This is a genomic window from Acidaminobacterium chupaoyuni (genome assembly GCF_047936785.1).
GTDB classification, from domain to species: Bacteria; Bacillota; Clostridia; order Oscillospirales; family Butyricicoccaceae; genus Acidaminobacterium; species Acidaminobacterium chupaoyuni.
The window spans coordinates 785384-808425 of sequence record NZ_CP176394.1 but is presented as its reverse complement, the minus strand read 5'-3'; the positions used below and the strand labels follow the sequence as shown (position 1 = coordinate 808425).

General features: G+C 54.7%; 17 protein-coding genes. 15 read left to right on the top strand and 2 right to left on the bottom strand.

What is annotated here, in order from left to right; translation table 11 throughout:
• Positions 1 to 40: 40 nt before the first annotated feature.
• The 9 genes from ACJA3I_RS03865 to ACJA3I_RS03825 all read left to right on the top strand — a co-directional run bounded on the left by ACJA3I_RS03865 (position 41) and on the right by ACJA3I_RS03825 (position 15078).
• Positions 41 to 691 carry a hypothetical protein gene (locus tag ACJA3I_RS03865; RefSeq protein ID WP_458863457.1) on the top strand — a complete coding sequence of 217 codons (651 nt, stop codon included), beginning with the start codon at positions 41 to 43 and terminating at the stop codon, positions 689 to 691.
• 238 nt (positions 692 to 929) lie between these two features.
• Positions 930 to 2354 (top strand): flotillin family protein, encoded by a 1425-nt coding sequence (locus ACJA3I_RS03860; RefSeq protein WP_458863456.1) that lies wholly within the window; start codon positions 930 to 932, stop codon positions 2352 to 2354.
• 249 nt (positions 2355 to 2603) lie between these two features.
• Positions 2604 to 4349, top strand: a complete 1746-nt coding sequence (locus tag ACJA3I_RS03855; RefSeq protein WP_458863455.1) for a phosphodiester glycosidase family protein — start codon at positions 2604 to 2606, stop codon at positions 4347 to 4349.
• Positions 4350 to 4783: 434 nt separating this feature from the next.
• Positions 4784 to 6598 (top strand): efflux RND transporter periplasmic adaptor subunit, encoded by a 1815-nt coding sequence (locus tag ACJA3I_RS03850; RefSeq protein ID WP_458863454.1) that lies wholly within the window; start codon positions 4784 to 4786, stop codon positions 6596 to 6598.
• The gene (locus tag ACJA3I_RS03845; RefSeq protein WP_458863453.1) at positions 6595 to 7347 is read left to right on the top strand and encodes an ABC transporter ATP-binding protein; all 753 of its coding nucleotides are present in this window, start codon (positions 6595 to 6597) and stop codon (positions 7345 to 7347) included. The genes ACJA3I_RS03850 and ACJA3I_RS03845 overlap by 4 nt, the downstream gene beginning before the upstream one ends.
• 50 nt (positions 7348 to 7397) lie before the next feature.
• Complete coding sequence (locus ACJA3I_RS03840) at positions 7398 to 8537, top strand: ABC transporter permease (RefSeq protein ID WP_458863818.1); 1140 nt, start codon at positions 7398 to 7400, stop codon at positions 8535 to 8537.
• 16 nt (positions 8538 to 8553) lie between these two features.
• A complete protein-coding gene (locus tag ACJA3I_RS03835) occupies positions 8554 to 10434 on the top strand; it encodes an S-layer homology domain-containing protein (protein WP_458863452.1) in 1881 nt (626 codons plus the stop codon).
• 92 nt (positions 10435 to 10526) lie between these two features.
• Positions 10527 to 11633, top strand: coding sequence for an amidohydrolase (locus ACJA3I_RS03830; protein ID WP_458863451.1), 1107 nt, complete (start codon positions 10527 to 10529; stop codon positions 11631 to 11633).
• Positions 11634 to 11964: 331 nt separating this feature from the next.
• Entirely contained in the window at positions 11965 to 15078 is a 3114-nt protein-coding gene (locus ACJA3I_RS03825) for a leucine-rich repeat domain-containing protein (RefSeq protein ID WP_458863450.1), read from the top strand.
• 50 nt (positions 15079 to 15128) lie between these two features.
• Here the strand turns inward: ACJA3I_RS03825 and ACJA3I_RS03820 are convergent, their stop codons facing one another.
• Positions 15129 to 15392: a hypothetical protein gene (locus ACJA3I_RS03820; protein ID WP_458863449.1), complete on the bottom strand. Its 264-nt coding sequence runs from the start codon at positions 15390 to 15392 to the stop codon at positions 15129 to 15131.
• 116 nt (positions 15393 to 15508) lie between these two features.
• Positions 15509 to 16762, bottom strand: coding sequence for an S-layer homology domain-containing protein (locus ACJA3I_RS03815; protein ID WP_458863448.1), 1254 nt, complete (start codon positions 16760 to 16762; stop codon positions 15509 to 15511).
• 269 nt (positions 16763 to 17031) lie between these two features.
• Here ACJA3I_RS03815 and ACJA3I_RS03810 point away from each other — a divergent pair, with 269 nt between their 5' ends.
• The 6 genes from ACJA3I_RS03810 (at position 17032) to infB (ending at position 23040) form a co-directional block, all read left to right on the top strand.
• Positions 17032 to 17574 carry a stage V sporulation T C-terminal domain-containing protein gene (locus ACJA3I_RS03810; protein WP_458863447.1) on the top strand — a complete coding sequence of 181 codons (543 nt, stop codon included), beginning with the start codon at positions 17032 to 17034 and terminating at the stop codon, positions 17572 to 17574.
• 216 nt (positions 17575 to 17790) lie between these two features.
• Positions 17791 to 18261, top strand: coding sequence for a ribosome maturation factor RimP (locus tag ACJA3I_RS03805; protein ID WP_458863446.1), 471 nt, complete (start codon positions 17791 to 17793; stop codon positions 18259 to 18261).
• 15 nt (positions 18262 to 18276) lie between these two features.
• Entirely contained in the window at positions 18277 to 19419 is a 1143-nt protein-coding gene (gene nusA, locus ACJA3I_RS03800) for a transcription termination factor NusA (RefSeq protein ID WP_458863445.1), read from the top strand.
• 41 nt (positions 19420 to 19460) lie between these two features.
• Positions 19461 to 19739, top strand: a complete 279-nt coding sequence (rnpM, locus tag ACJA3I_RS03795) for an RNase P modulator RnpM (RefSeq protein WP_458863444.1) — start codon at positions 19461 to 19463, stop codon at positions 19737 to 19739.
• Complete coding sequence (locus ACJA3I_RS03790; RefSeq protein WP_458863443.1) at positions 19732 to 20688, top strand: L7Ae/L30e/S12e/Gadd45 family ribosomal protein; 957 nt, start codon at positions 19732 to 19734, stop codon at positions 20686 to 20688. The genes rnpM and ACJA3I_RS03790 overlap by 8 nt, the downstream gene beginning before the upstream one ends.
• 3 nt (positions 20689 to 20691) lie before the next feature.
• Entirely contained in the window at positions 20692 to 23040 is a 2349-nt protein-coding gene (infB, locus tag ACJA3I_RS03785) for a translation initiation factor IF-2 (RefSeq protein WP_458863442.1), read from the top strand.
• Positions 23041 to 23042: the final 2 nt, after the last annotated feature.

Here is a 23042-nt window from a genome sequence, read left to right as displayed (position 1 = left end):
TATCATTCTTTCATATACTTTATTTAAAGGGGGAATTTCTATGACGGCCTGGTGGGAAGCACTGACCGCTTTCGAACGAATTTTTGCCTACATGGCCATTCCTGCCAGCCTGCTGCTGGTGATCCAAACCGTTTTGCTGCTGCTTGGGCTGGGCGATAACGGCGATGGCGATCTCGACAGTGATACCAGCGGGCTTTGCGATGGCACCCACGATGGCGCCATCGATCACGCCGATCACTTTTTCGATGCGGATGACGATGCGGACGGCCATTTTGAACCCGATGCGGGTCTGCGCATTTTCACCGTGCGCGGCATCGTTGCTTTTTTCGCCGTGTTCGGCTGGTCGGGGCTGGCGCTGCTTCGCGGCAATGCTTCCGCGGCGGCGGCTCTGTTTGTCTCTCTGCTTTTGGGGCTGATCGCCATGGTTCTGATCGCCCTGTGCATGCGCTGGGCCATGAAGCTTCAATCGGATGGCAGCGTGCAGTCATTCAACGCCGTGGGCCACACGGCCAGCGTTTATCTCACGATCCCCGCCAAGCGCCGGGGGCGCGGCAAAGTTTCCGTCACCGTTCAGGAACGGCTGAGCGAATATGATGCCGTGACAGATGATCCCCAGCCCCTGCCCACCGGAAGCGAAGTGTTGGTTGTTTCCCTTTCCGATGAGAATGTGCTTGTTGTCCGCCGGAAATAGCGCTTTGCCAAAGCGCCGAACAGCGCCGTTTGGGCGCGAAAAAAAAAGAAAGTGAGTGGAAGTTATGTCTATCGCCCTTTTGCCTTTGATCGTTGGGGTCGGGCTGCTGGTGGTCACCGTCTGTATCATCGCTTTTCTGTTCATGCGCCGCGACGGCGATGAATAAATTTCCCCTGCGCCGTCAATTTTTTGGCGGTTTATCACATCAAAACAAAAAGAAGAAAGTTGAGGTCATGAAATGGAAGGAATCATTTTAACCTGTGTCATCGTTTTAATCGCCTTTTCCATGCTGCTTCTGATCCTTTCCCGCTATAAAAAGTGCCCCTCCGATAAGATCATGGTCATCTATGGCAAAGTGGGCAACAACAAAGACGGCACAGCCCGTTCGGCCAAATGCATCCACGGCGGCGCCGCGTTTGTATGGCCCGTCATCCAGGCCCGCGAATTTCTCGATCTGACACCGCTGTCTATCTCGGTAGATCTTGAAAACGCGCTTTCCCGCCAGAATATCCGCATCAATGTGCCCTCGCGCTTCACGGTGGGCATCTCTATCGAAGTGGGCGTCATGCAGAACGCCGCCGAGCGTTTGCTTGGCTTAAAGCTGCAAGAGATCCAGGAACTTGCCAAAGATATCATTTTCGGCCAGCTTCGTCTGGTGATCGCCACCATGGATATCGAAGAGATCAACACCGACCGCGATAAGTTTTTAGAAGCGGTTTCGCGGAATGTGGAAGGCGAGCTGAAAAAGATCGGCCTGCGCCTCATCAATGTGAATGTCACCGATATCAGCGATGAATCCGGTTATATTTCGGCGCTGGGCAAAGAAGCCGCCGCCAAAGCCATCAACGACGCCAAAAAGAGCGTGGCCGAAAAAGAACGCGACGGCGCCATCGGCGAAGCCAACGCCCACCGCGATCAGCGCGTGCAGGTTTCTCAAGCCAACTCGGTGGCTATCCAGGGTGAAAACGCCGCCCAGATCGAAGTTTCCATGTCAAACGCCGCCCGCCGCGAAAAAGAGGCCGAAGCGCTGAAAATCGCCACTTCCGCCGAAAAGATCCAGCAGGCCAAAGCGCTGGAAGAAGCCTATGCCGCCGAGCAGCAGGCCGAAGCCGCCCGCTTTGCCCGTGAAAAAGCCACACTGGAAGCCGACATCATCGTTAAAACCGAAATTCAGAAGCGCCAGAAAGAATTGGAAGCCGAAGCCGAAGCTGAGCAGATCCGCCGCAAAGCCCGCGGCGAAGCCGATGCTATTTTGGCCCGCATGAGCGCGGAAGCCGAAGGCATGCAGGCAATGCTCACCAAACAGGCTTCCGGCCTGCGCGAAGTGGTCATGGCTGCCGGCGGCAACGCCAACGACGCCCTGCGCCTGATGCTGGCCGATAAGATGGAAGACCTGATCCGCATTCAGGTGGATGCCATCAAGAATGTAAAGATCGACAAAGTCACCGTTTGGGATGGCGGCGAAGCAAAAGACGGCAAAAACGCCACCGCCGGCTTTGTTTCCGGGCTGATGAAATCCATCCCGCCCATGAACGAGCTTTTCGATATGGCCGGCATGAACCTTCCCCAGTTCCTCGGCACAGAAAAAGCCGCGGAATCTGCCCTGCCCCAGCAGCCCGCTTCCCAAACCCCCGCTTCCCCTTCCATCGGCGAACAAGCGTAACCGCTTTTGAACTGCCTTGGAAATGTTCCGAGGCAGTTCTTTTTTCCGCGAATTCCCTGTGTTTTCTTCATACTTTATTCATTATTTTTTGATAGGGTATTGTTGTTAATGCTCACTTTTTTTGCTGTTTTCTGTCACTTTTCGTCGAAAACCATACAGACAGAAACACAGAGATTCGCTATAATGAGAGGAAAAGACTTCCTGCCTTCGGGCAGAAAACAAGAATAAACCAGAAAGGAGGAACTGTTCATGAAGCTTTGGAGCAGCGGCAGTGATTCCCCCCGCGCCAGTCTGCCGGATGATTGGGATGATTTTGCCCCCGATCTTTCCGATTTTTTCGATGATACATTATCCTCAGCACAAGAGGAGGAACCCGTTGTTCCGCCCTCTCCCCCTGCCGATGAACCGCCGGCTTCCTCTGCCGATGATTTTGAGATCGACTGGGATTCCGTCTGGCAGAAAGAAGATGCTTTGTGGCAGAACTCTCCTTCTCCCCGCCCGGCGCAGACCGCCGTGAGAACGGAAGCCCCCCGCCCGGCGCAAACCGCCGTGAGAACGGAAGCCCCACGCCCGGCGCAGACCGCCGTGAGGATGGATGTTCCCCGCCCTGCGCAGACTGCCGTGAGAACGGAAGCCCCACGCCCGGCGCAGCCCGCCCTGCGAAAAAACGACGCTTTTGCTTGGGAAAACGAAGCGCCGGAAGAAGCCTATGCCCGCGGTTATGCAGAGGCCCCGCGGCAGAAAACCGTGAAAAAAACCAAAAAAGTCGTTAAAAAAACCTATGAAAAGGCCCCGAAAAGCGCCAAAAACACGGGCAAAAAGAAGCATCGGCTGCGCAATTTCATGCTGGCCATGCTGCTTTTGGCGGGGCTTTACTGCACGGCGGTGTTTTCCAATATTCCCTTTATTGAAAAATGGCGCACCATTTATATCGAAACCGCCATGGGCACCATGACCCATCAATGGCTGGCCACGGCGTTCATCCCGCCTTCGGTCATCAACGCCGTGGTGGGCAACCGCGAGCTGGTGGAAGAGCGCCAGCAGGGGCTTCACAGCGATTGGGGCTCTTTGAAAGATCTTTTCGATCTGGGCAGCGGCTTTTCCGCGCCGTGGAGCAAGCTGGAAAAGCATTTTTCCAAATATTATCCCGAGATCAACGAAAAAACCCTGACCGCCTATCTGGCCAAGCATCAATCATCTTCGCTGGATAAAGACGGTTATCTGGTCATCGATAAAGCGGGGCTGAAAGACGGCGGAACCACCATTGAAACCACCCGCGGCGATCAGGTTCTGGCGCTGGATACCCGCAACGGCATCATCATCTGCAAAGTGACGGGCGAAGGCTATGTGGGCCGTTTGGCCATTGTGCGCGACCCCGAACAGGTGGGGCTTGCGCTGGCTTCGGATTATGGTTCCGCCGGCGATCGCGCCGCGGATATCGCATCCGACAACGACGCCCTTCTGGCCATCAACGCCAGCGGGTTCTATGACCCCAACGGTTCCGGCAACGGCGGCGTGGCCCACGGCGTGGTGATCTCGAAAGGGAAATCTTATAACGGCGATGCCGTTGGCGGAAGCTATAAAACCATTGCTTTAGATAAGAAAAACCGCCTGAACATCGGCCAATATTCCGATCTTTCCAATTTCCGCGACGCGGTGGAATTCAAGCCCGCCCTCATCATCGACGGCGAACAGGTGGTCAGCGGTTCGGCCGGCTGGGGCGTTCAGCCCCGTTCCGCCATCGGCCAAAATAAAGACGGCACACTTTATCTGCTGGTGGTGGATGGCCGCGCGCCGGGATATTCCATCGGCACGACCATCGGCGAATGCGCCCAGATCCTTTCTCAATACGGCGCGGTGCAGGCCTGCAATCTGGATGGCGGTTCTTCCAGCATCATGGTCTATAACGGCCGCGAGATCAGCCGCCCTTCGGCCGCCAACAAAACGCAGGGGCGCCATATCCCCGATGCCTTTGTGGTCTATCCCCGTTCATAATTTTATCCGTCTTTCAAACAGGCTGCGGTTTTTACGCCGCCGCCTGTTTTTTTGCGCCGTTTTTTCAGCGCGCCGAGATGTTTTTTCGGCCAGAATGTCGCTTTTTACCGCGCTTTCCATTATTTATTTACACTTTGTTCACCGGTCATCAACAGCATCGTTTTAAACTATACTTTGTATGAATGTGAGTGAAACCCTATCTGAAAGGAGGCGCCACCCAAACCGCGGCATCGGTTCCGGCCCCGCATCGCTGCCGCTTCGGCTGTTTCACGCCCGGATGGGGCTGTTTCGGTTTTTCCTGTTTACAGATCATTTCGGCATCGCTTTGCGGCCCTCCCTGCCGCCCGGGCGCTGCCCCTGCCTATAAAAGTTCGCGGCACGGTTTTGCTTTGAAGGGCAAAGCCGGCTTTACATGAAAGGATGGAATTTTCCTTATGGCAAACACAGTATCGGAACCTCTGCAGCCCGCCGAAGCCCCCGCGGAAACGGCGGCGGAAACGGCGGCGCAGGCTGCCCCTGAAGCCCCGCCGAAAAAGAAAAGGAAGCGCGGTTTCAAAGGCCGCAAAAAATGGATCATCCCCCTGGCCATTGCCGCCGTGGCGGCCGCGGTGATCATCCCTCGTTTGAATCAAAACAAAAACGCGTCGGGCGCCGCCGATTATGAAACCGCCGCCGTAGAGCGCCGCACCGTTTCTTCCGTGCTGAGCAGCAGCGGCTCTTTGGCCCCGGCGGATTCTTACACCATCACCTCGCTTTTAGAGGGCGATATCGTTTCGGCCAATTTCGAAGAGGGCGATATCATCGAAAAAGATACCGTTCTTTATGTCATCGACAGTTCAGATGCTTCCAACAGCATCGAAACGGCGCGGCTTTCTTTGGCGCAGGCCCAGCGGAACTATCAGAAAAAGCTGGAAAGCAAAAATGATCTGAATGTCAAAGCTTCCGGCGCGGGCACAGTCCTCAGCCTTGCCGTGGATGTGGGCGATTCCGTTTCGGCGGGCCAAACCGTCGCCACCCTGCGCGACAGCGGAACCATGAGCATCACCCTGCCTTTCTTATCGGATGACGCCCAGAATTTTTATGCGGGCCAGAACGCTTCCGTCACGCTGGATGGTTCATTTGAAACCCTTTCGGGCACAGTGACCAAGATCAGCACGGCCACTTCCGTTCTTTCGGGCAACCGCATCGTGAAAAATGTGACCATCGAGGTGCATAACCCGGGCGGCCTTTCCAATTCGCAGCTGGCCACCGCTTCGGTGGGCGGCGCGGCATGCGCCCAGAGCGCTTCATTCACCTATAAAAGCGAAAGCACCGTGATCGCAAAGGTTTCGGGCGAGGTGGCCCGGCTGAATGTTTCGGAAGGCAGCATCGTTTCAAAAAACCAGACCCTGCTGGTGCTGAGCAGCGACACGCTGGACGACGAGATCCAAAACGCTTCCGACGCCGTGCGCAACGCCGAGCTTTCCGTCAACAGCCAGCAGGACCGCGTGGATTCTTACACCATCACTTCCCCCATCAAGGGCACCATCATCGACAAAGCCTATAAGGCAGGGGATACTTTGGAATCGGGCAAAACTCTCTGCACGATCTATGACCTTTCTTATTTGACCATGACCATGTCTATCGATGAACTGGATATCAACCAGGTGGCCGTGGGGCAGGATGTCACCATCACCGCCGACGCGGCGGAAGGCAAGACCTATCAGGGCAAGGTGACCAAAGTGAATATTCAAGGCACCACCACAAACGGCGTGACCACCTATCCCGTGACCGTTCAGATCGACGAGACGGAAGGCCTTTTGCCCGGCATGAATGTGGATGCCAAAATTCTGGTGGAAAAGCGAGAAAATGTGCTCACGGTTCCCGTGGCCGCCGTTTCGCGCGGAAACCGCGTTTTGGTGAAGGCGGATCAGACCACAGAAAAAACCGCCGACAAAAAAACCGCCGATGACAACAGCAGCAGCCAAACGGACAAAAGCCAGCCGGCAGTTTCCGATCTGCCCGAAGGCTATCAATATGTGGATGTGGTCACGGGCATCAGCGATGATGATTATATCGAGATCACAAGCGGCCTGAAAGAGGGCGACAAGATCGCCTATAAGCGGGCTTCTTCCACCAGCAGTTTTGAAAACGCCATGAACATGGGCGGGCCCGACGGCGCCCCGCAGGATGGCGAGCCTCAGGGCGGCCAGGCGCCGCAGGGAGGCCAGGCGCCTTCTTCCGGCAACGGCGGCGGAGGCAAACAATGAACCCACTGATCGAATTTCGCAAAGTCTGCAAATATTACACCATGGGCGATTCCGTGGTGAAAGCCGCCGATGAGATCTCCATGAAGATCTATCCCGGCGAATTTGTGGCCATCGTGGGCCAATCGGGTTCGGGCAAATCCACCTGCATGAACATCATCGGCTGTCTGGATGTGCCCACCGACGGCGATTATCTTTTGGATGGGCGCAATGTGGGCGACATGAACAAAAACGAACTGGCCGAGATCCGCAACGAAAAGATCGGTTTTATTTTTCAGCAGTATAACCTGCTGCCCAAGATCAATTTGCAGGAAAATGTGGAAGTGCCGCTGATGTATGCGGGCGTTCCCAAAGCCGAACGGCGCAGGCGCTCGGCCGCCGCTTTGGAAAAGGTGGGCCTGAGCGACAAGATCAAGCACCGGCCCAACCAGCTTTCGGGCGGCCAGCAGCAGCGCGTTTCCATCGCCCGCGCTCTGGTGGGCGAGCCCGCGCTGATTTTGGCCGATGAACCCACCGGCGCGCTGGATTCCCACACGGGGCGCGAAGTGCTGATGATCCTGCGCCGCCTGCATAAGGCCGGCAACACCATCGTGCTCATCACCCATGACAACGCCATTGCTTCCACGGCCCAGCGCATCATCCGCCTGGAAGACGGCCGCGTGGTCTATGACGGCCCGGCCCAGGGCGCGCCCACCCCCGCTTCCGTGGCGGCCATCCCCGAAGAAACCGAGGAAGAGGTGACGGCGCTTTGAATTTTTTTGAATCGTTCGAACTGGCGCTGAAAAACATTTTTTCAAGCAAAATGCGCACCTTTTTAACGATGCTGGGCATCATCATCGGCGTGACCGCCGTGATCGTGATCGTGGGGCTGGGCAACGGCATGGAAATTTATATGCGCGACAGCTTCGCAAGCCTTGGCACAAACACCCTCACCGTGATGATCACGGGGCGCGGCTCTTCGCGCAATGTTTCTGTGGAGGATATGTATCAGATCGTGGCAGACCACCCCAAAGAGCTGGCGCTGCTCTCGCCCACGGCCACCATGATGTCGAGCACGGTGAAGATCGGCGATGAGACCGCTTCTTCGGCCACGGTCACCGGGGTCAGCGAAGATTATTTCGAGATCAAGCAATATACCGTGGAATCGGGCCGCGGGCTTCAGTTCATCGATATCGACAGGCGCAAGCATGTTTGTGTGGTGGGCAGCTATATCAACAAAGAATGGTTCGACGGCAAGGCCCTTGGCGGCACGCTGAAGATCAACGGAACCGCTTTCACCATTGTGGGCGTTTTAAAAGAAGAAGCCGACAGCGAAGAGGGCGGAACAGACGACGCCGTTTATCTGCCATACAGCACGGCGGCCCGCCTGGGCACCACGCGCATCAGCAGCTATATTCTCACCGTCACCGATGAAGATCAGGCTTCCGCCAGCAAAAAAGTGGTGGAAGACGAGCTTTATGATGTTTTTGAAGACGACAACGCCTATTCCGTCATCAGCATGAGCGAAGTGCTTGACACCATGACCAGCATGATCAACATTATGATCTCTGTTCTGGCGATCATCGCGGGCATTTCTTTGGTGGTGGGCGGCATCGGCATTATGAACATCATGCTGGTTTCTGTTACCGAGCGCACCCGTGAGATCGGCATTCGCAAGGCGCTTGGCGCCAAAGAACGCTATATCATGTCGCAATTCGTCATTGAAGCCGCCACCACCAGCGCTTTGGGCGGGGTGATCGGCATTGCTCTGGGTTATGGGCTTTCTTCCATCGCCACACAGGTCATCACCATGGTGTGGGATGTGAACCTGCCGGTGACGCCTTCGCTGCCCTCGGTTTTGCTGGCTTTCGGCATCTCGGCGGGCATCGGCATTCTGTTTGGCTATCTGCCCGCAAAAAAGGCCGCGGTGCTCAACCCCATCGACGCGCTGCGCTATGATTAAGGAGGAAGACAGTTTTATGAAACGATACCTTTCGGCTCTGCTGAGCCTTTGCCTCTGCGCATCCCTTTTTCTGATGCCCGCCGCCCGCGCCGCCGATTCTTCGGAAACGGTTTTGCAGACCATCCGCGCGCTGGGCATCATGACAGGCGATGAAAACGGCCGGATGAACCTGACCCAGAATGTGACCCGCGCCCAATTCGCCAAAATGATGGTGGCCGCTTCTTCCTTCCGCGATACGGTGGGCACCTCTTCGGGCATTTCGCTTTTTAAAGATGTAAAGCAAAACCACTGGGCGGTGGAATATATCCGCATTGCGGTGGAACAGGGCTGGTTCATCGGTTATACCGACGGCACTTTCCACCCCGACAGCACCATCAGGCTGGAAGAAGCCGCCACGGCTGTTTTGCGGCTGCTGGGCTATACCTCTGAAAAGCTGCCGGGCACTTATCCTTCGGCACAGCTGGCCAAATATGCCGCCCTCGGTTTAGACGACGGCGTTTCCAAGACCCGCAGCCAGATCATGAGCCGCACGGACTGCATGTATCTTTTTTATAACATGATGACCGCCCAGACCCAGGCGGGGCAGATCTATGCCGCGGGCCTCGGCTATTCGGTCAACGCCGCGGGGCAACTGGATTACGCTTCGCTGGTGGCCAAAGAGATGAACGGCCCCTATGTGCTGCAAAGCGGCCAGACTCTGGCAGCGGCGCTGCCTTTTGACGCCGCGGGTTCCATGGTCTTTCTCAACGGCAAAACCGCTTCGCTGGGCGACGCTTCTGTTTTTGATGTTTATTATTACAGCAAAAACATGCGCACCGTCTGGCTTTATCGCAGCCGCGTTTCGGGCGTCTATACCGCCGCTTCGCCCAACACCGCCGCGCCTTCTTCCGTTACCGTGGCGGGCAACACCTATTCGCTGGGCACTTCTTCGGCAGTCTATAAGCTTTCTTCTCTGGGCGGCTTTGCCCCGGGCGACAGCGTCACCCTGCTGCTGGATAAAAACGGCGCCGTGTGTGATGTGATCGCCGTTTCCGAAACCGAGCAGACTCAATATGGCGTGGTGATCGCTTCCGGCACCCAAAGCTATACCGATGCAAACGGGGCCGTTCACGCCGAATCGATGGCGCGGGTGGTCTGCACAGACGGCGTGGTTCGCCAATATGGCACAGGTTCCACCGAATATGAGAAAAACGCGCTGATCTCGGTTTCTTACCCCAACGCAAAGCAAACGGTTTCCGGCCTGAGCGGGCGCGGGCTCAACGGCGTGGTGAACGCTTCGGGCACGGCGCTGGGCACCCTTGCTTTCTCAGCTTCCCCCGAGATCATCGAGGTTTCTTCCACCGGCGAATTCTGCAAAGTTTATCCCGCCCGCCTGGCGGGGGCCGCGCTGACGGAAACACAGGTGCTTTGGTATCAGCTGGACACCGAAGGCAAAATATGCCGCATGATCTTGAAAGACGCCACCGGCGACGCGTTCACCTATGGCCTGCTCACCTCTGTCACCGAAATTTCGGGCAGCGGCACCAGTGTTTCGGGCAGCTATGAATATCTGGCAAACGGCAAGATCGGCCGCACCGGCAGCGACAGCAGCATTTATAATGTATCCAAGGGCGGCGTTCTTCTGCGCTATGAAGACGGCGAGATCAGCGGCATGAAAAACCTCGCTTCGGTTTCGCTCACCCAGATCGGCGCGCTTTCGGCTTCGGCGGGCAGCGTGACCTATCCTTTGGCCGATGGTGTGCAGATCGTTCAAAAGCTGCCCGACGGCAGCTATACCGCCGTGAATCTTTCCACCATAGCGGATGTTTCACGGTTCTCGCTGACGGGTTATTACGATCAGCAGGGGTTCCCCGCCGGCGGGTGCATCCGCGTGATCGTGGCCATTGCAAAAGCATAAATTTTAAAACAAAAGCCTTTTCTTTTTGAAAGAAGAGGCTTTTTGTTGTATGATGGAAACAGAAATTCGACTATCAGAAAGGATCGTGGCTTATGGATCACCCCAATTATGTGCATGAAGTTTTTCAAGCGCTGCACGCTATGCCCGAGATCGGGCTTGCCGAGCATCGCACCTCTGCGTTTTTAGCCGATGAACTGGAGAAATACGGCTACCGCGTCATCCGCCATGTGGGCGGCTCCACCGGCGTGATCGGCGTTCTGGAAAGCGGAAACCCCGGCCCCGTTCTGGGCCTGCGCGCCGATATGGATGCCCTGGCTTTCGAAATCGACGGCCACACCGAATACCGCCACGCCTGCGGCCATGACGCCCATTCTTCCATGCTGATGGCCGCCGCGCGCCAGATCGCCGAAGACGGTATCCAAACCGGCAAGCTTTATATCATCTTTCAGCCGGGCGAAGAAACCCTTTATGGCGCCCTGACCGTGATCGACAGCGGCCTTGTCAACGATTTGGATGAAATCATCGGCATGCATATCCGCCCCGTTGACGACACCACCGTGGGCCATGCGGCGGCGGCCATGTATCACAGCGCCGGCGCGCCCACCCATGTGAAGATCCGCGGTCTCACCGCCCACGGCGCACGACCCCACCTGGGGGTCAACGCGGTGGATGCCGCCGTTTTGGCCGTGAACGCCATCAACGCCATCCACGGCAACCCCCGCGTGGTGCATTCCCTCAAAGTGACGCAGCTTCAGGTGGGGGCGGGTTCCATGAACATCATCCCCGATGAGATCACCATGGCCATCGATATCCGCTGCCAGGATAACGACGAGATGGATCGCCTTCTGGAAAAAATGCGCAATGCCGTGACCTATTCGGTGAAGGCCATCGGCGCAGAGGCCGTCAGCATCGAAAGCGGCTATGTTCCCGCCGCCATCTACACACAAAAAAGCATCGATCTTTGCCGCAAGGCCATTATCGATGTGCTGGGCGAAGATGGGCTGATCCCCGATTTGAGCAACCCCGGCGGCGAAGATTTTCACTGGTTTGCCAAAAAGCTGGGCTGCGACGCGAGCTATATCGCCCTGGGCGCCAACGCTTCCCCCGGGCTGCACCATAAAGATATGGCCTTCGACCACCATGCGTTAGACCACGGTTCCGCCATTTTCTGCCGCGTTGCTCACCTGCGGCTGGGCTAAACCGTTTCGTTTCCCTCTTAACAGCCCGCAAGATTTTCCGCTCTGCGAGATCGGGAAATCCTGCGGGCTGTTTTTTTGTTTTTCTCTCTCTGTTTGAATATCGCCGCAACTTTGTTTCATTTTTATTTCTTATTAAAATCACACGAATGAGGAATATTTGAAATAGCAAATCGGTGATAAATTTTAAAAATGTAATTATTTGCTATACAAATAAGAAGCAATGCCCCTATTGTAAATTCAAATGAAGTGCCGATTTTCTTGACAGGTTGTAAAGCTTTCGTAATAATTGAAGTTGACATGTCACTAAAAAGAGAGGAAGAATGAAAAACCGATGAAAAAAAGCATAAGACTGCTCGGCTTGGTCCTCTGTCTGTTTTTGCTGATGCCGTGGGCGATCCCGGCGGCAAAAGCGGCAGATGCCGCCGCTGGCAATGTGGTGCCCGACCCTGTGCTGCGCACCGTGATCAACCAGAAACTGGCCGACATCCAAAAAACAACGCGCAAAGACGATCAGGCCATCACAAAAGAAGAAATGGCGCTGCTCACAGGCGGCGATGCCGCAGCGATCGAAACCGCCAGAGATGAGGATGCTTCTTCTGTCTTTGGGTTATTGGGGCTTTCCAGCAGTAAAATGCCCTATCTGCCCGCAGAAGGGAATATCAGCGACAATCCTGCGCATAATCACGGCATTCAAAGCCTGGAAGGGCTTCAATATGCCGTCAATTTGAAAAGCCTTGCGCTCAGCGACAACTGGATCAGCGACCTTTCGCCGCTGGCAGGGCTGAAGAACCTTACTTATTTAGACCTTCACCGCAATAATATTTTGGAACTCGCCCCTCTGGGCGGGCTGACCCAACTGATCCATCTGGATCTGTATAACAACAGCATCTGGGATATCACCCCGCTGAAACCGCTGAAAAATGTCACTTTTTTCGACCTTCATTACGCCAACCGCGGCCGCGCCCATCTGCCCGTTGAAGCTTTGGCAGATATGACGGGCCTTCAATATATCAGCATCGAAAGCAACGATCTGGTCAATGAAGATGTGGAATGCCTGAAATCGCTGGAACATTTGAACTATATCAAACTCAACGCCAACCATATCACCGATATCAGCGCCATTTCAAAATATATGCAGGTGGTGATGGCCGGCAAAGAAAAATGCATCATCGAAGCCAACAGCCAATCGCTGCCCCAGCGCGAAACCATGCAGATCACCGGCCCCAGTGCGGGCGGCACCGTCACCGCAGAAATCCCCGAGGTTCTGGGCGTTGAAGAAGTGCTGAACGCTCAGACGGAATCCGGATATAGTGAAGGCGGCATCACTTTCACCACATCCGAAGGGATTCCGGGAATCACGGTAGGTTTTGGCGCAAACACCAAAGAAGCAAGCTTCGCGTTTGAAGATCGAAAATTCGGCCCTCCCCTGGATACCATCGAAAAGCTCATGGTCACTTTCAGTTATTATGATTTTTCGGTAGGTTCGATCTTCAATTATAATCTGGCGCTGCCCGCTCACTTTCAGCAGGATGCCGATTACCACGCCAGCCTGACCACAGACGATCTTTTTGTGAAGATCGACAGCAAAAGCGCCGAGCGGAAATCTTCTGTCATCACAGGAAGCCTTGTCACCGCGGCAGGCGCACCGGTGGCGCTGGACCCTGCGGTGAAAATCGACCTCAAAAACGCTTTGAACGGCAATGCCGCTGCCGGGCTGAGCGCATCGGATCTTTCTGTGAGCGGCAACACCTTCTCTTTCCGTGTGGCAAACGACGGCACTTTCCAAGGCGCCGATTTTCTCACCGCGGAAGTCACTCTGCGTCAGTCAGGCACGGAAAAGGATGAAGTGATCCCCGCCGGAGTCTTGAACTTCCATTTTTATGATGGCGACACAGCAAATTTTCATGTGGATACAAAAGTGGAATTTGATTTGGCCACTCTTTCCGGCGGCAATCTTTCTTCGCTGCCCGTTACGGCGAAGATCCCCGGCGAGACAGTGTTTTTCGTAGAATGCCGCGATAAATATGACAACCAGATCGGTTCTTCCACCAAAAACGAAGCGGGCGATTCTGTATTCACCGCGCCGCTGAACAAAATAGATTCCATCACGAAATATTGGATCAACACAAAGAAATTCCTAAAACCGCCCGTCACGGTTTCCATGGCCTATTCGGGCGAAGATGTGGCGAGGCGTTTTTCGGTGGGAACCATGAGAATGGGCACCACAGCCGCCCCCGCCATTCTGTTTGATAACCACACCGCACCGCAGACACAGGCGCTGAGCGTGAAATCTTCTGACCCTTCTGTGGTAAAAGCGGAAAACGGCATGCTGACCGCCGTTTCTGTGGGCAAAGCCGAACTGACGCTGGAACAGGTGCGTTTTCCCATGACCGCCGCGGGCAAAACCTATGACGCTGTGCGTTATACAAAGCCCTTAAAACTGACGGTGAATGTGATCAACGCCGCCGAAGACGACGCCCCCGAAAAAACGCCCTCGCAGGAAGTGCGCATCACAGGCGAAGACAAGGCGGGCAAAGACGCCCAGGTCACCGCCGCCATCCCCGCAAGCGTTCTGCAAAAGAAAGAAGATCTGAAGCTGAGCGCACCGTCGCTTTCGATGGTTTTGCCCAAAGAAGCCGTTGCGGCGCTTCCCGCTTCCGGTGAACTGACCGTCAGAGCAAACATGAAAAAGAGTGAAACGGGTAATTATATTAAAGAACTGACCCTTTCGGCAGAAAAGGGCGGCCAATCGGTTGCTTTGCCGCAGGTGGATATCGCCATCCCCGCCGATCGCGTTCTGAAGCAGGGCAGCACCGCTTTGGATCAGGCCGCGCTTGTGGTGAAGGTCGATGGCAAAATTCTGCCCTCCGCTTTTGCCGCCAACGGAACCGTGAAGCTTTCCGTCAAAAGCGGCGCGGTGGTAACCTTTGAAGAAAACAAAAAAGCATTTGTCGATGTTTCTGAAAACGATTGGGCCGCGCAGGCGATCACTTTTGTTGCCGCGCGCGAACTGTTTCAAGGAACCCAGCCGAACCGCTTTGATGAGGCGCTGCCCATGCAGCGCGCCATGTGCTGGGCTGTGCTGGAACGCATGGCCGGCCAGGAAGACGCCGCCGGGAAGAACTGGTATGACGGCGCACGCAGCTGGGCTTTGCACGCCAACATTTCAGATGGCTCTGCGCCGCTGAGCAACATGACGCGCGAAGAATTTATGACCATGCTCTGGCGTTTGGAAGGTTCCCCCCAAGCGAAGGGCCGGATGGCCGAAGCGAATTTCGGCGATACCGCCAAGATCAGCACCTTCGCCCATGAAGCCATGAACTGGGCTGTGGAACAGAAAATCATCGGCGGCGATGAACACAAAATGCTCCGCGCCGGCGACAGCCTTTCCCGCGCCGAAGCTTCCGCTATTGTGGAACGCTATCTGACCGGAGCAAAACAGTAGTTTCAAATTCCCCCGCATGAATCCTGCACCATCTGCACCATGGCAATGATTTAATCAACCCACCCATTATAAAAAGGGCTTGCCGTCTGAGAAAACAGGCGGCAGGCCCTTTTTCTTTGCCGTTGCGCTTGATTTAGGTAATTTGAACCGTAGCCGCCAATCATCGGCGTTACAGACAGGCCAATATATCCAAGGGCGGTCTCGTTTGCAGCAGGCGGAGGGTCTGCTGCAAACGCTGTAACCGGAAATAAAGGAACCATAGTGATAAATGCCAGTATCACTGACAAAAACTTGGTCCAAATTGGCTTTTTCATTTTACACACTCCTTCTTCTTTGTGTTAATTATTGTTGAATAATTCTCTTCAATGATGAAAAACAAAAGGGGGGAAACCTCCCCCCTTCCTTCTTGATATGCCATTAGATTGTGTTTTTACCACTTGCTATATTCGTAGGCAATGGCCGCTTTCTCTTTAGAACCGATGTAGTAAGGAAACGACCGTCGCATACCAGATGCAGGTACGGATTTCTGCTGATTATAGTTAGCCGTGTCGTTTGCCTCGCTGATGGTGATGCTATAAATATTGGACGGATACCCCGACAGTTCACACAGGAATGTTCTTCCGTCATACCAACGAAGAGTTGATGCTCTCTCACAGAAACCATACTCATAAGCCTCTTCCATCAGTGCGGACTTGAATGCTCCATAAGCATCCATGTAGCTTTTCGGATAGATGATTTTCAAAACCTTGAGAGTGAGCTGCCGTGCTTCATAGCCAAAACCGGTTGAGCAGACCATAACGCCAGCGCTATTCAGTTCATCCTCCACCTTTTTACCATTAACATCTACCATGGTGTTTGCGTCTTTGAACCATACACTGCGGTTGGTTTCCGGAGCCTCAATAAACAACTTCCCAGTCGAGTTGGAGTAGGTCACTTCAAGCCGTCCATACTTAGGGTCTTTCGCCGTAAGAATCTGGCAGCTATTAAGTTGACTTTCCGTCCAGACGCCCAGTGTTTTGATTTTTTCATACAACTGCGGGTTTGTAGCGGTGGTTTCTGTTGTTTCGGGCTTCTGTGCGGCCTTTGTATAACCGGCGCGATGCATCATTACCGCAATTTGGGCACGGGTCAGATTGCTTTTAGGATTGAATGTCCCCTTGTTATCCACACCGATTGTGATGCCAAAGCGATAAGCCTCAAGGATTGTCTGGCGGAAATCTTCAGAGATTGAAGCAAAGTCGGGGATGTCAGTCGCTTCAACCGCCCGATACTTTTCCGTGGCATTGGGGCCCAACGCCTTCATCAGCATATAAATAGCTAACTCGCGGGAACAAGCCTTATCATAATTGACAGAGGTAATGTTGCCCTGTGACGGCAGGCACTTTAAGGTGTTGATGCAATAGTCGAGAGCGCCATATGCCCAATAACCATCCTTCTCGCCGCAGGTGTAACCCTTAGCATTACAGATGATAGTTGCCATGTGGTCGATTTGGAAGGTGTCATACGGGCCAAATTTACCATTACCGTAGCCGCTGACCAGCCCACCGGAAGCAAGGGCCTCAATCGACTCTGTTGCCCAGAAATTATTCGGGACATCTTTGAAGCGGGATGTGCCAGCGGCAAATATGAATGTGCTGCCCATCATGAGCGCCGCCAACAAAAAACAAAATATTCTCTTTTTCATTCTCAAACCACCTTTTTCAATATATTGCCATTGTATCCAAAATATTACATGATGTCAACCGCAGGGTTTTTCTTTTCTGTCTGTATGCTTTTTTCCGTTTTTATCGCTGTTTTAAACAAAATCCCAAAAATCAACCTTTCTGGAAATGACAGTATAACTTGGTATCTCGCGCAAATAATAATCACAAATTCCAACGCAAAACGCCGCGCGACACAGCGCGGCGGCTGAAGCGGATGATTTAATATGCAAACAAGGAAGGTTTGAAAAATATGAAAGCAACAGGCATTGTGAGAAGAATCGACGATCTGGGCCGCGTGGTGATCCCCAAAGAGATCCGCCGCACACTGCGCATTCGCGAGGGCGACCCGCTGGAAATTTTCACCGATAAAGACGGCGTGGTGATCTTTAAAAAATATTCGCTGCTGGGCGATCAGGGCGAATTTGCCATGGATATCTGCGACGCTTTGAACAAAACCACGGGGCTGACGGCGGCGGTGACCGACCGCGACACCGTGATCGCCGCTTCGGGCGGTTTGAAACGCGATATCCTTGAAAAGTCGCTTTCCGAAAAGCTGGAAAGCCTGATGGAAAGCCGCCAGATCTATAAAAAGCAAAACGGCGACGGCGGCATGAGCCTTTGCGCCGAAAACGAAAGCTGCCTCTTGCTTTGCGCCTGCCCCATTCTTTGCAGCGGCGATATCCTTGGCAGCGTGGCTTTGCTGGGCGATGCTTCGGCCGCTTTGGGCGGCGAAACCGAGGCAAAACTCTGCCAGGCGATGGCCGGCGTTTTGGGCCGGCATATGGAAGCGTAACAAAAATCGGCCTAACAGGCCGAAAAACGGAGAAATGAGAATTTTTTTAAACTTTTCTTCCCCTTTCTTTTTGATTTTCCGCGTTTTAGGCCATGTTTTCTCTTGCTTTTTATTTGCCGCAATGCTATACTGTTATCATTAATGAAGTATGTTGACAAGGAGAGTGGGGAAACCCACTCTTTCTTATTGATAAAGCATCTTTTAGGAGGGGAGCTTATGCAAACAAAAGAACTTTTGCGCCGTGTGGCCGCCATGTGCGAAAAGCCTGCCGCCGAAGCGGGCGTTTCGATTTGGGATATCACCTTTGAAAAAGAAGGCCCTCGCTATCTGCTCACCGTGACCATTGATAAAGATCCCGCCGTGGATATCAGCGAATGCGAAGCCGTCAGCCGCGCCATCGACCCGCTTCTGGATGCGCCTGAATTCGACAGTTTGCCCGAATATACCCTCTGCGTTTCTTCCGCGGGGCTTGAACGCGCCCTGCGCCTTCCCCGGCATTATCAATGGGCTGTCGGCAAAGAAGTGGAAGTGACTTTCTATAAACCCCATAACGGCAAAAAAGCCGAGATCGGCGTTTTGGAAGCCTTTGATGGTCAGACGCTGACCTTGAACCAGACCATCTTCCCCTTGGAAGAAATAGCCTCTTGCCGCCAGCATTTCGATTTTACAAAAATGAAAGACAAATAAGGAGCGATTGCAACCATGAACACCGAACTCATCAAGGCCCTGGCCGACCTTGAGACAGAAAAGGGCATTAAAAAAGATTATATGCTCGAACGCATTTCACAGGCTTTGGCCGCCGCTTACAAAGCCATCTATAAAAAAGATGCGCAGAACACCGCCTCTGACAATGTTTTCGTGGATATCAACCCCGAAACAGGCGCCATTTCCATGCACGCCATCAAACGCGTTACCGATTATGTGGAAAACCCCGCGGCCGAGATCTCTTTGGAAGACGCCGCGAAACATTCGCCCCTCTGCGAGATCGGCGATGATATCCGCATCGATATCGATGCTTCCGCTTTTGGCCGCATCGCCACCCAAACCGCGAAGCAGGTCATCATCCAGGGCATCCGCGAAGCCGAACGCGGCATGGTAGCCGATGAATTCGCTTCAAAAGAGCATGAGATCCTCAACGGCCTTGTGACACGCGTTGACCCGCGCTATGGCAACCTCATCATCGAGATCGGCACCGGGCGCGACAAAACAGAAGCGATGCTCACCGCCGGCGAGCAGGCCAAAAACGAATCGTTTGAAGAAGGCGACCGCATCAAGGTTTATCTGGTGGAAGTGCGCCGCGGCATGAAAGGCCCTCAGGTCGTCATCTCGCGCACCCATCCCGGCCTTGTGAAACGCCTGTTTGAACTGGAGGTTCCCGAGATCCACGACGGCACCGTCGTGATCAATTCCATCGCCCGCGAAGCCGGCAGCCGCACAAAGATCGCCGTTTCCAGCACAGATGAAAATGTCGATCCCATCGGCGCCTGTGTGGGCCCCCGCGGCAGCCGCGTGGGCGCCATCGTAGAAGAACTGCAGGGCGAAAAAATCGATATCATCAAATATTCCGACGACCCTGTTCAGTTTGTGGCCGAAGCCCTTTCGCCGGCCGATGTGCTTTTGGTCACCGCAATGGCCGATGGCAAAAGCTGCAGCGTTGTTGTGCCGGATGATCAGCTTTCGCTGGCCATCGGCAAAGAAGGGCAGAACGCCCGCCTGGCCGCGAAACTCACCGGCCGCAAAATCGATATCAAGCCCCGTTCTCAGGCCGAAGACCTGTTGGCAGCCGCCGGAACCGAAGAACAGCCCGCTGAAACAGCCGAACCTTCCGAAGAAAACGCACAGTAGTTTGATTTGCAACATATTTAATTGAGAAGGAGGCTGTTACGATGCCAAAAAAAATCCCGGTGCGCCAATGTGTGGCCTGCCGCACGCAAAAAGAAAAACCGCAGCTTTGCCGCATCACACGCACGCCGGAGGGCCAGATCGTTTATGACAGCCGCGGCAAAGTATCCGGCAGAGGCGCTTATCTTTGCAAAAGCACCGCCTGTTTAGAAAAAGCCATCAAATCCCGTGCACTGGCGCGGGCGCTGGAATGCGAAATTCCCGAAGAAGTTTATGAAACATTGCGCCGGCAGATCGCCGAGGAAGAGGTGGAACATGGATAATCAATTTCTCTCGTTTCTCGGGCTGATGAAAAAAGCCGGAGATCTGGAATGCGGCAGTGAGCCCGCTTATGACGCGGCGCGCAACCATATGGCCCGCCTGATCCTCATCACTGAAGATGCCGCGGGCAACACCCGCGCGCAGGCCAAAAATATCGCTTCGCAGTTTCATCTTCCCGTGGTCACGCTGCCCACCGATAAAACAGCGCTGGGTGTCGCGCTTGGCATGCGCACCTGCGCCGTGGCCGCTGTGACCAACACCGGTTTTGCCCTTTCTCTGGCGCAAAAGCTCGGTTTGGAAGAAGAAACCGCCCTGCTGCAGGAAAAGCAGGATCGTGAAAAACGGCGCAAGCAGAAAAAAATAGACCGCACAGCCGCCAAACAGGCAGCCCCGCAGAACGGCGAAAAGAAACAGCCCGTTCAGAGCGAGAAAAAGCCGTTTGAACGCGGCGACAAAAAGCCTGCCCAATATGGTGACCGCCCGTTCTCTCGCGGCGGCGCAAACGGCGAGAAAAAACCGTTTGAGCGCGGCGACAAAAAGCCTGCCCAATATGGCGACCGCCCGTTCTCTCGCGGCGGCGCAAACGGCGAGAAAAAGCCGTTTGAGCGCGGCGACAAAAAGCCTGCCCAGTATGGCGACCGCCCGTTCTCTCGCGGCGGCGCAAACGGCGAGAAAAAACCGTTTGAGCGCGGCGACAAAAAGCCTGCCCAATATGGCGACCGCCCGTTCTCTCGCGGCGGCGCAAACGGCGAGAAAAAGCCGTTTGAGCGCGGCGATAAAAAGCCTGCCCAGTATGGCGACCGCCCGTTCTCTCGCGGCGGCGCAAACGGCGAGAAAAAGCCGTTCGAACGCGGCGGAAAACCGCAGGGCCGAAAGTTTTCGCAGGCACCTTCCAAACGGCCCCAGGCAGGCCGCGGCACCAACCAACCACGCAACAAAGGGGGAAACTAACCTATGATGATAAAATACCGCGTAAGCGATGTCGCCAAAGATTTTGGCAAACCCAACAAAGAAATTACCGAGATCCTCGGTAACTATTTGCAGGCCCCGAAAAGCAACGCTCAGGCCCTGCAGGAAAACGAGCTGGATGTAGTTTTCGATTATCTCACCCAGCATAACCAGGTGGAATCACTGGATCAGGTTTTTGCGCCTGTTGCCGAAGCCGCCAAAAAGCGTCAGGAGGAAATGGAAGCCCGTATGCGCAAATATGAACAAGAACACGCCCCCGCAGCCACCACAGGGGAAACAGCCCAAAAGGCCCCCGCAGCCCAGCCCGCACAGTCTGCACAGTCTGCGCAGGCAGCCCAGGCAGCCGCCACAAAAGCCCCCCGCATCACCGTGGTGGATACCCGCGGTTCTTCTGTAGATCTGGCAAAATATGACGAACGCCTTGATACGCTTGTTCCCGAAAAGGCCACCAAGATGACCCAGAGCCAGAACAAGCAGAAGATCAAGCGCAATTCCGACAAGAAAAACGCTTTTGTCAGCAACAAAAAACGGCAGGAAGAACAGGAAAAGCTGAAACGCCTGCAGCTGGAACGCGCCAAAAAAGCCCAGCTGAAAGTGCTGATTCCCGATGAGATCAATGTGGGCGAGCTGGCAATGCGCCTGAAAAAGACCGCGGCCGATGTGATCAAACAGCTGATGAAGCTGGGCGTGATGGCCAATGTTTCCCAGACCATCGATTTTGACACAGCCTGTGTCGTTGCCGAAGAATTCGGCGCGAAGGTCGAAAAAGAAGTCATTGTCACCATCGAAGAAAAACTGATCGACGACAGCACCGATGTGGAAGAAAACCTGCAGCCCCGCAGCCCCGTTGTGGTGGTGATGGGCCATGTTGACCACGGCAAAACTTCCCTTCTGGATGCCATCCGCAACGCCCATGTCACTTCGGGCGAAGCCGGCGGCATCACCCAGCATATCGGCGCTTACCGCGTCAAGCTCAACGACCGCTATATCACCTTCCTCGATACCCCCGGCCACGCCGCCTTTACTTCCATGCGCGCCCGCGGCGCTCAGGTGACGGATATCGCCATTCTGGTGGTGGCCGCCGACGACGGCATCATGCCCCAGACGGTGGAAGCCATCAACCACGCCAAAGCGGCCAATGTGCCGATCATCGTGGCTGTGAACAAGATCGATAAAGAAAACGCCAACCCCGACCGCGTTTTACAGCAGCTGACGGAATATGAACTGGTTCCCGAAGCATGGGGCGGCGACACCATCGTTTGCAACATCTCGGCTTTGAAACATACCGGCATCGACGACCTTTTGGAAATGGTTCTGCTCACCGCCGATATGCAGGAGCTTAAGGCCAACCCCGACCGCCGCGCCAAAGGCACCGTCATCGAAGCCAAGCTGGATAAGGGCCGCGGCCCTGTGGCCACCGTGCTCATCCAGAACGGCACCCTCAACGCGGGCGACATCGTCATCGCGGGCAAAACCGTTGGCCGCGTGCGCGCCATGAACGACGACCGCGGGCAGAAGATCGAACAGGCCGGCCCCTCTGTGCCTGTCGAGATCGTCGGCCTTTCCGAAGTGCCCGAAGCGGGCGACCTGTTCTATGCCGTTGAAGATGAACGCATGGCCCGTGAACTGGCTGAACAGCGCAAAACCGAAGAAAAAGACGAACGCGCCAAAATGCAGGAAAAAGTTACTTTGGAAAACCTGTTCACGCATATCCAGGAAGGCGAAATGAAAGACCTGAACATCATTGTGAAAGCCGATGTGCAGGGCAGCGCCGAGGCGGTTTCCGCTTCGCTGCAAAAGCTTTCCAACGAAGAAGTGCGTGTGCGCGTGATCCACAGCGGCGTGGGCGGCATCAACGAATCCGATGTGATGCTGGCTTCCGCTTCCGGCGCGATCATCGTGGGCTTCAATGTGCGCCCCGACGCCGGCGCCACCGAAAACGCGGCGCGGCTGGATGTGGATATCCGCACCTACCGCATCATCTATGACTGCATCGAAGAAATCGAATCGGCCATGAAGGGCATGCTGGCCCCGAAATATAAAGAAGTGGTGCTTGGCCACGCGGAAGTTCGCCAGACCTTCAAGGTTTCGGGCGTGGGCACCATCGCCGGCTGCTATGTGCTGGATGGCAAAATGCAGCGTTCGGCCCAGGTTCGCATCGTGCGCGACAGCATCGTTGTGCATGAAGGTGTGCTTTCCACCCTGAAGCGTTTCAAAGACGACGCCAAAGAAGTGGCCACCGGCTTTGAATGCGGCATGAGCTTTGAGAAATATAACGATTTGAAGGAAGGCGACATCATCGAAGCCTTCATCATGGAAGAAATCAAACAGTAAGT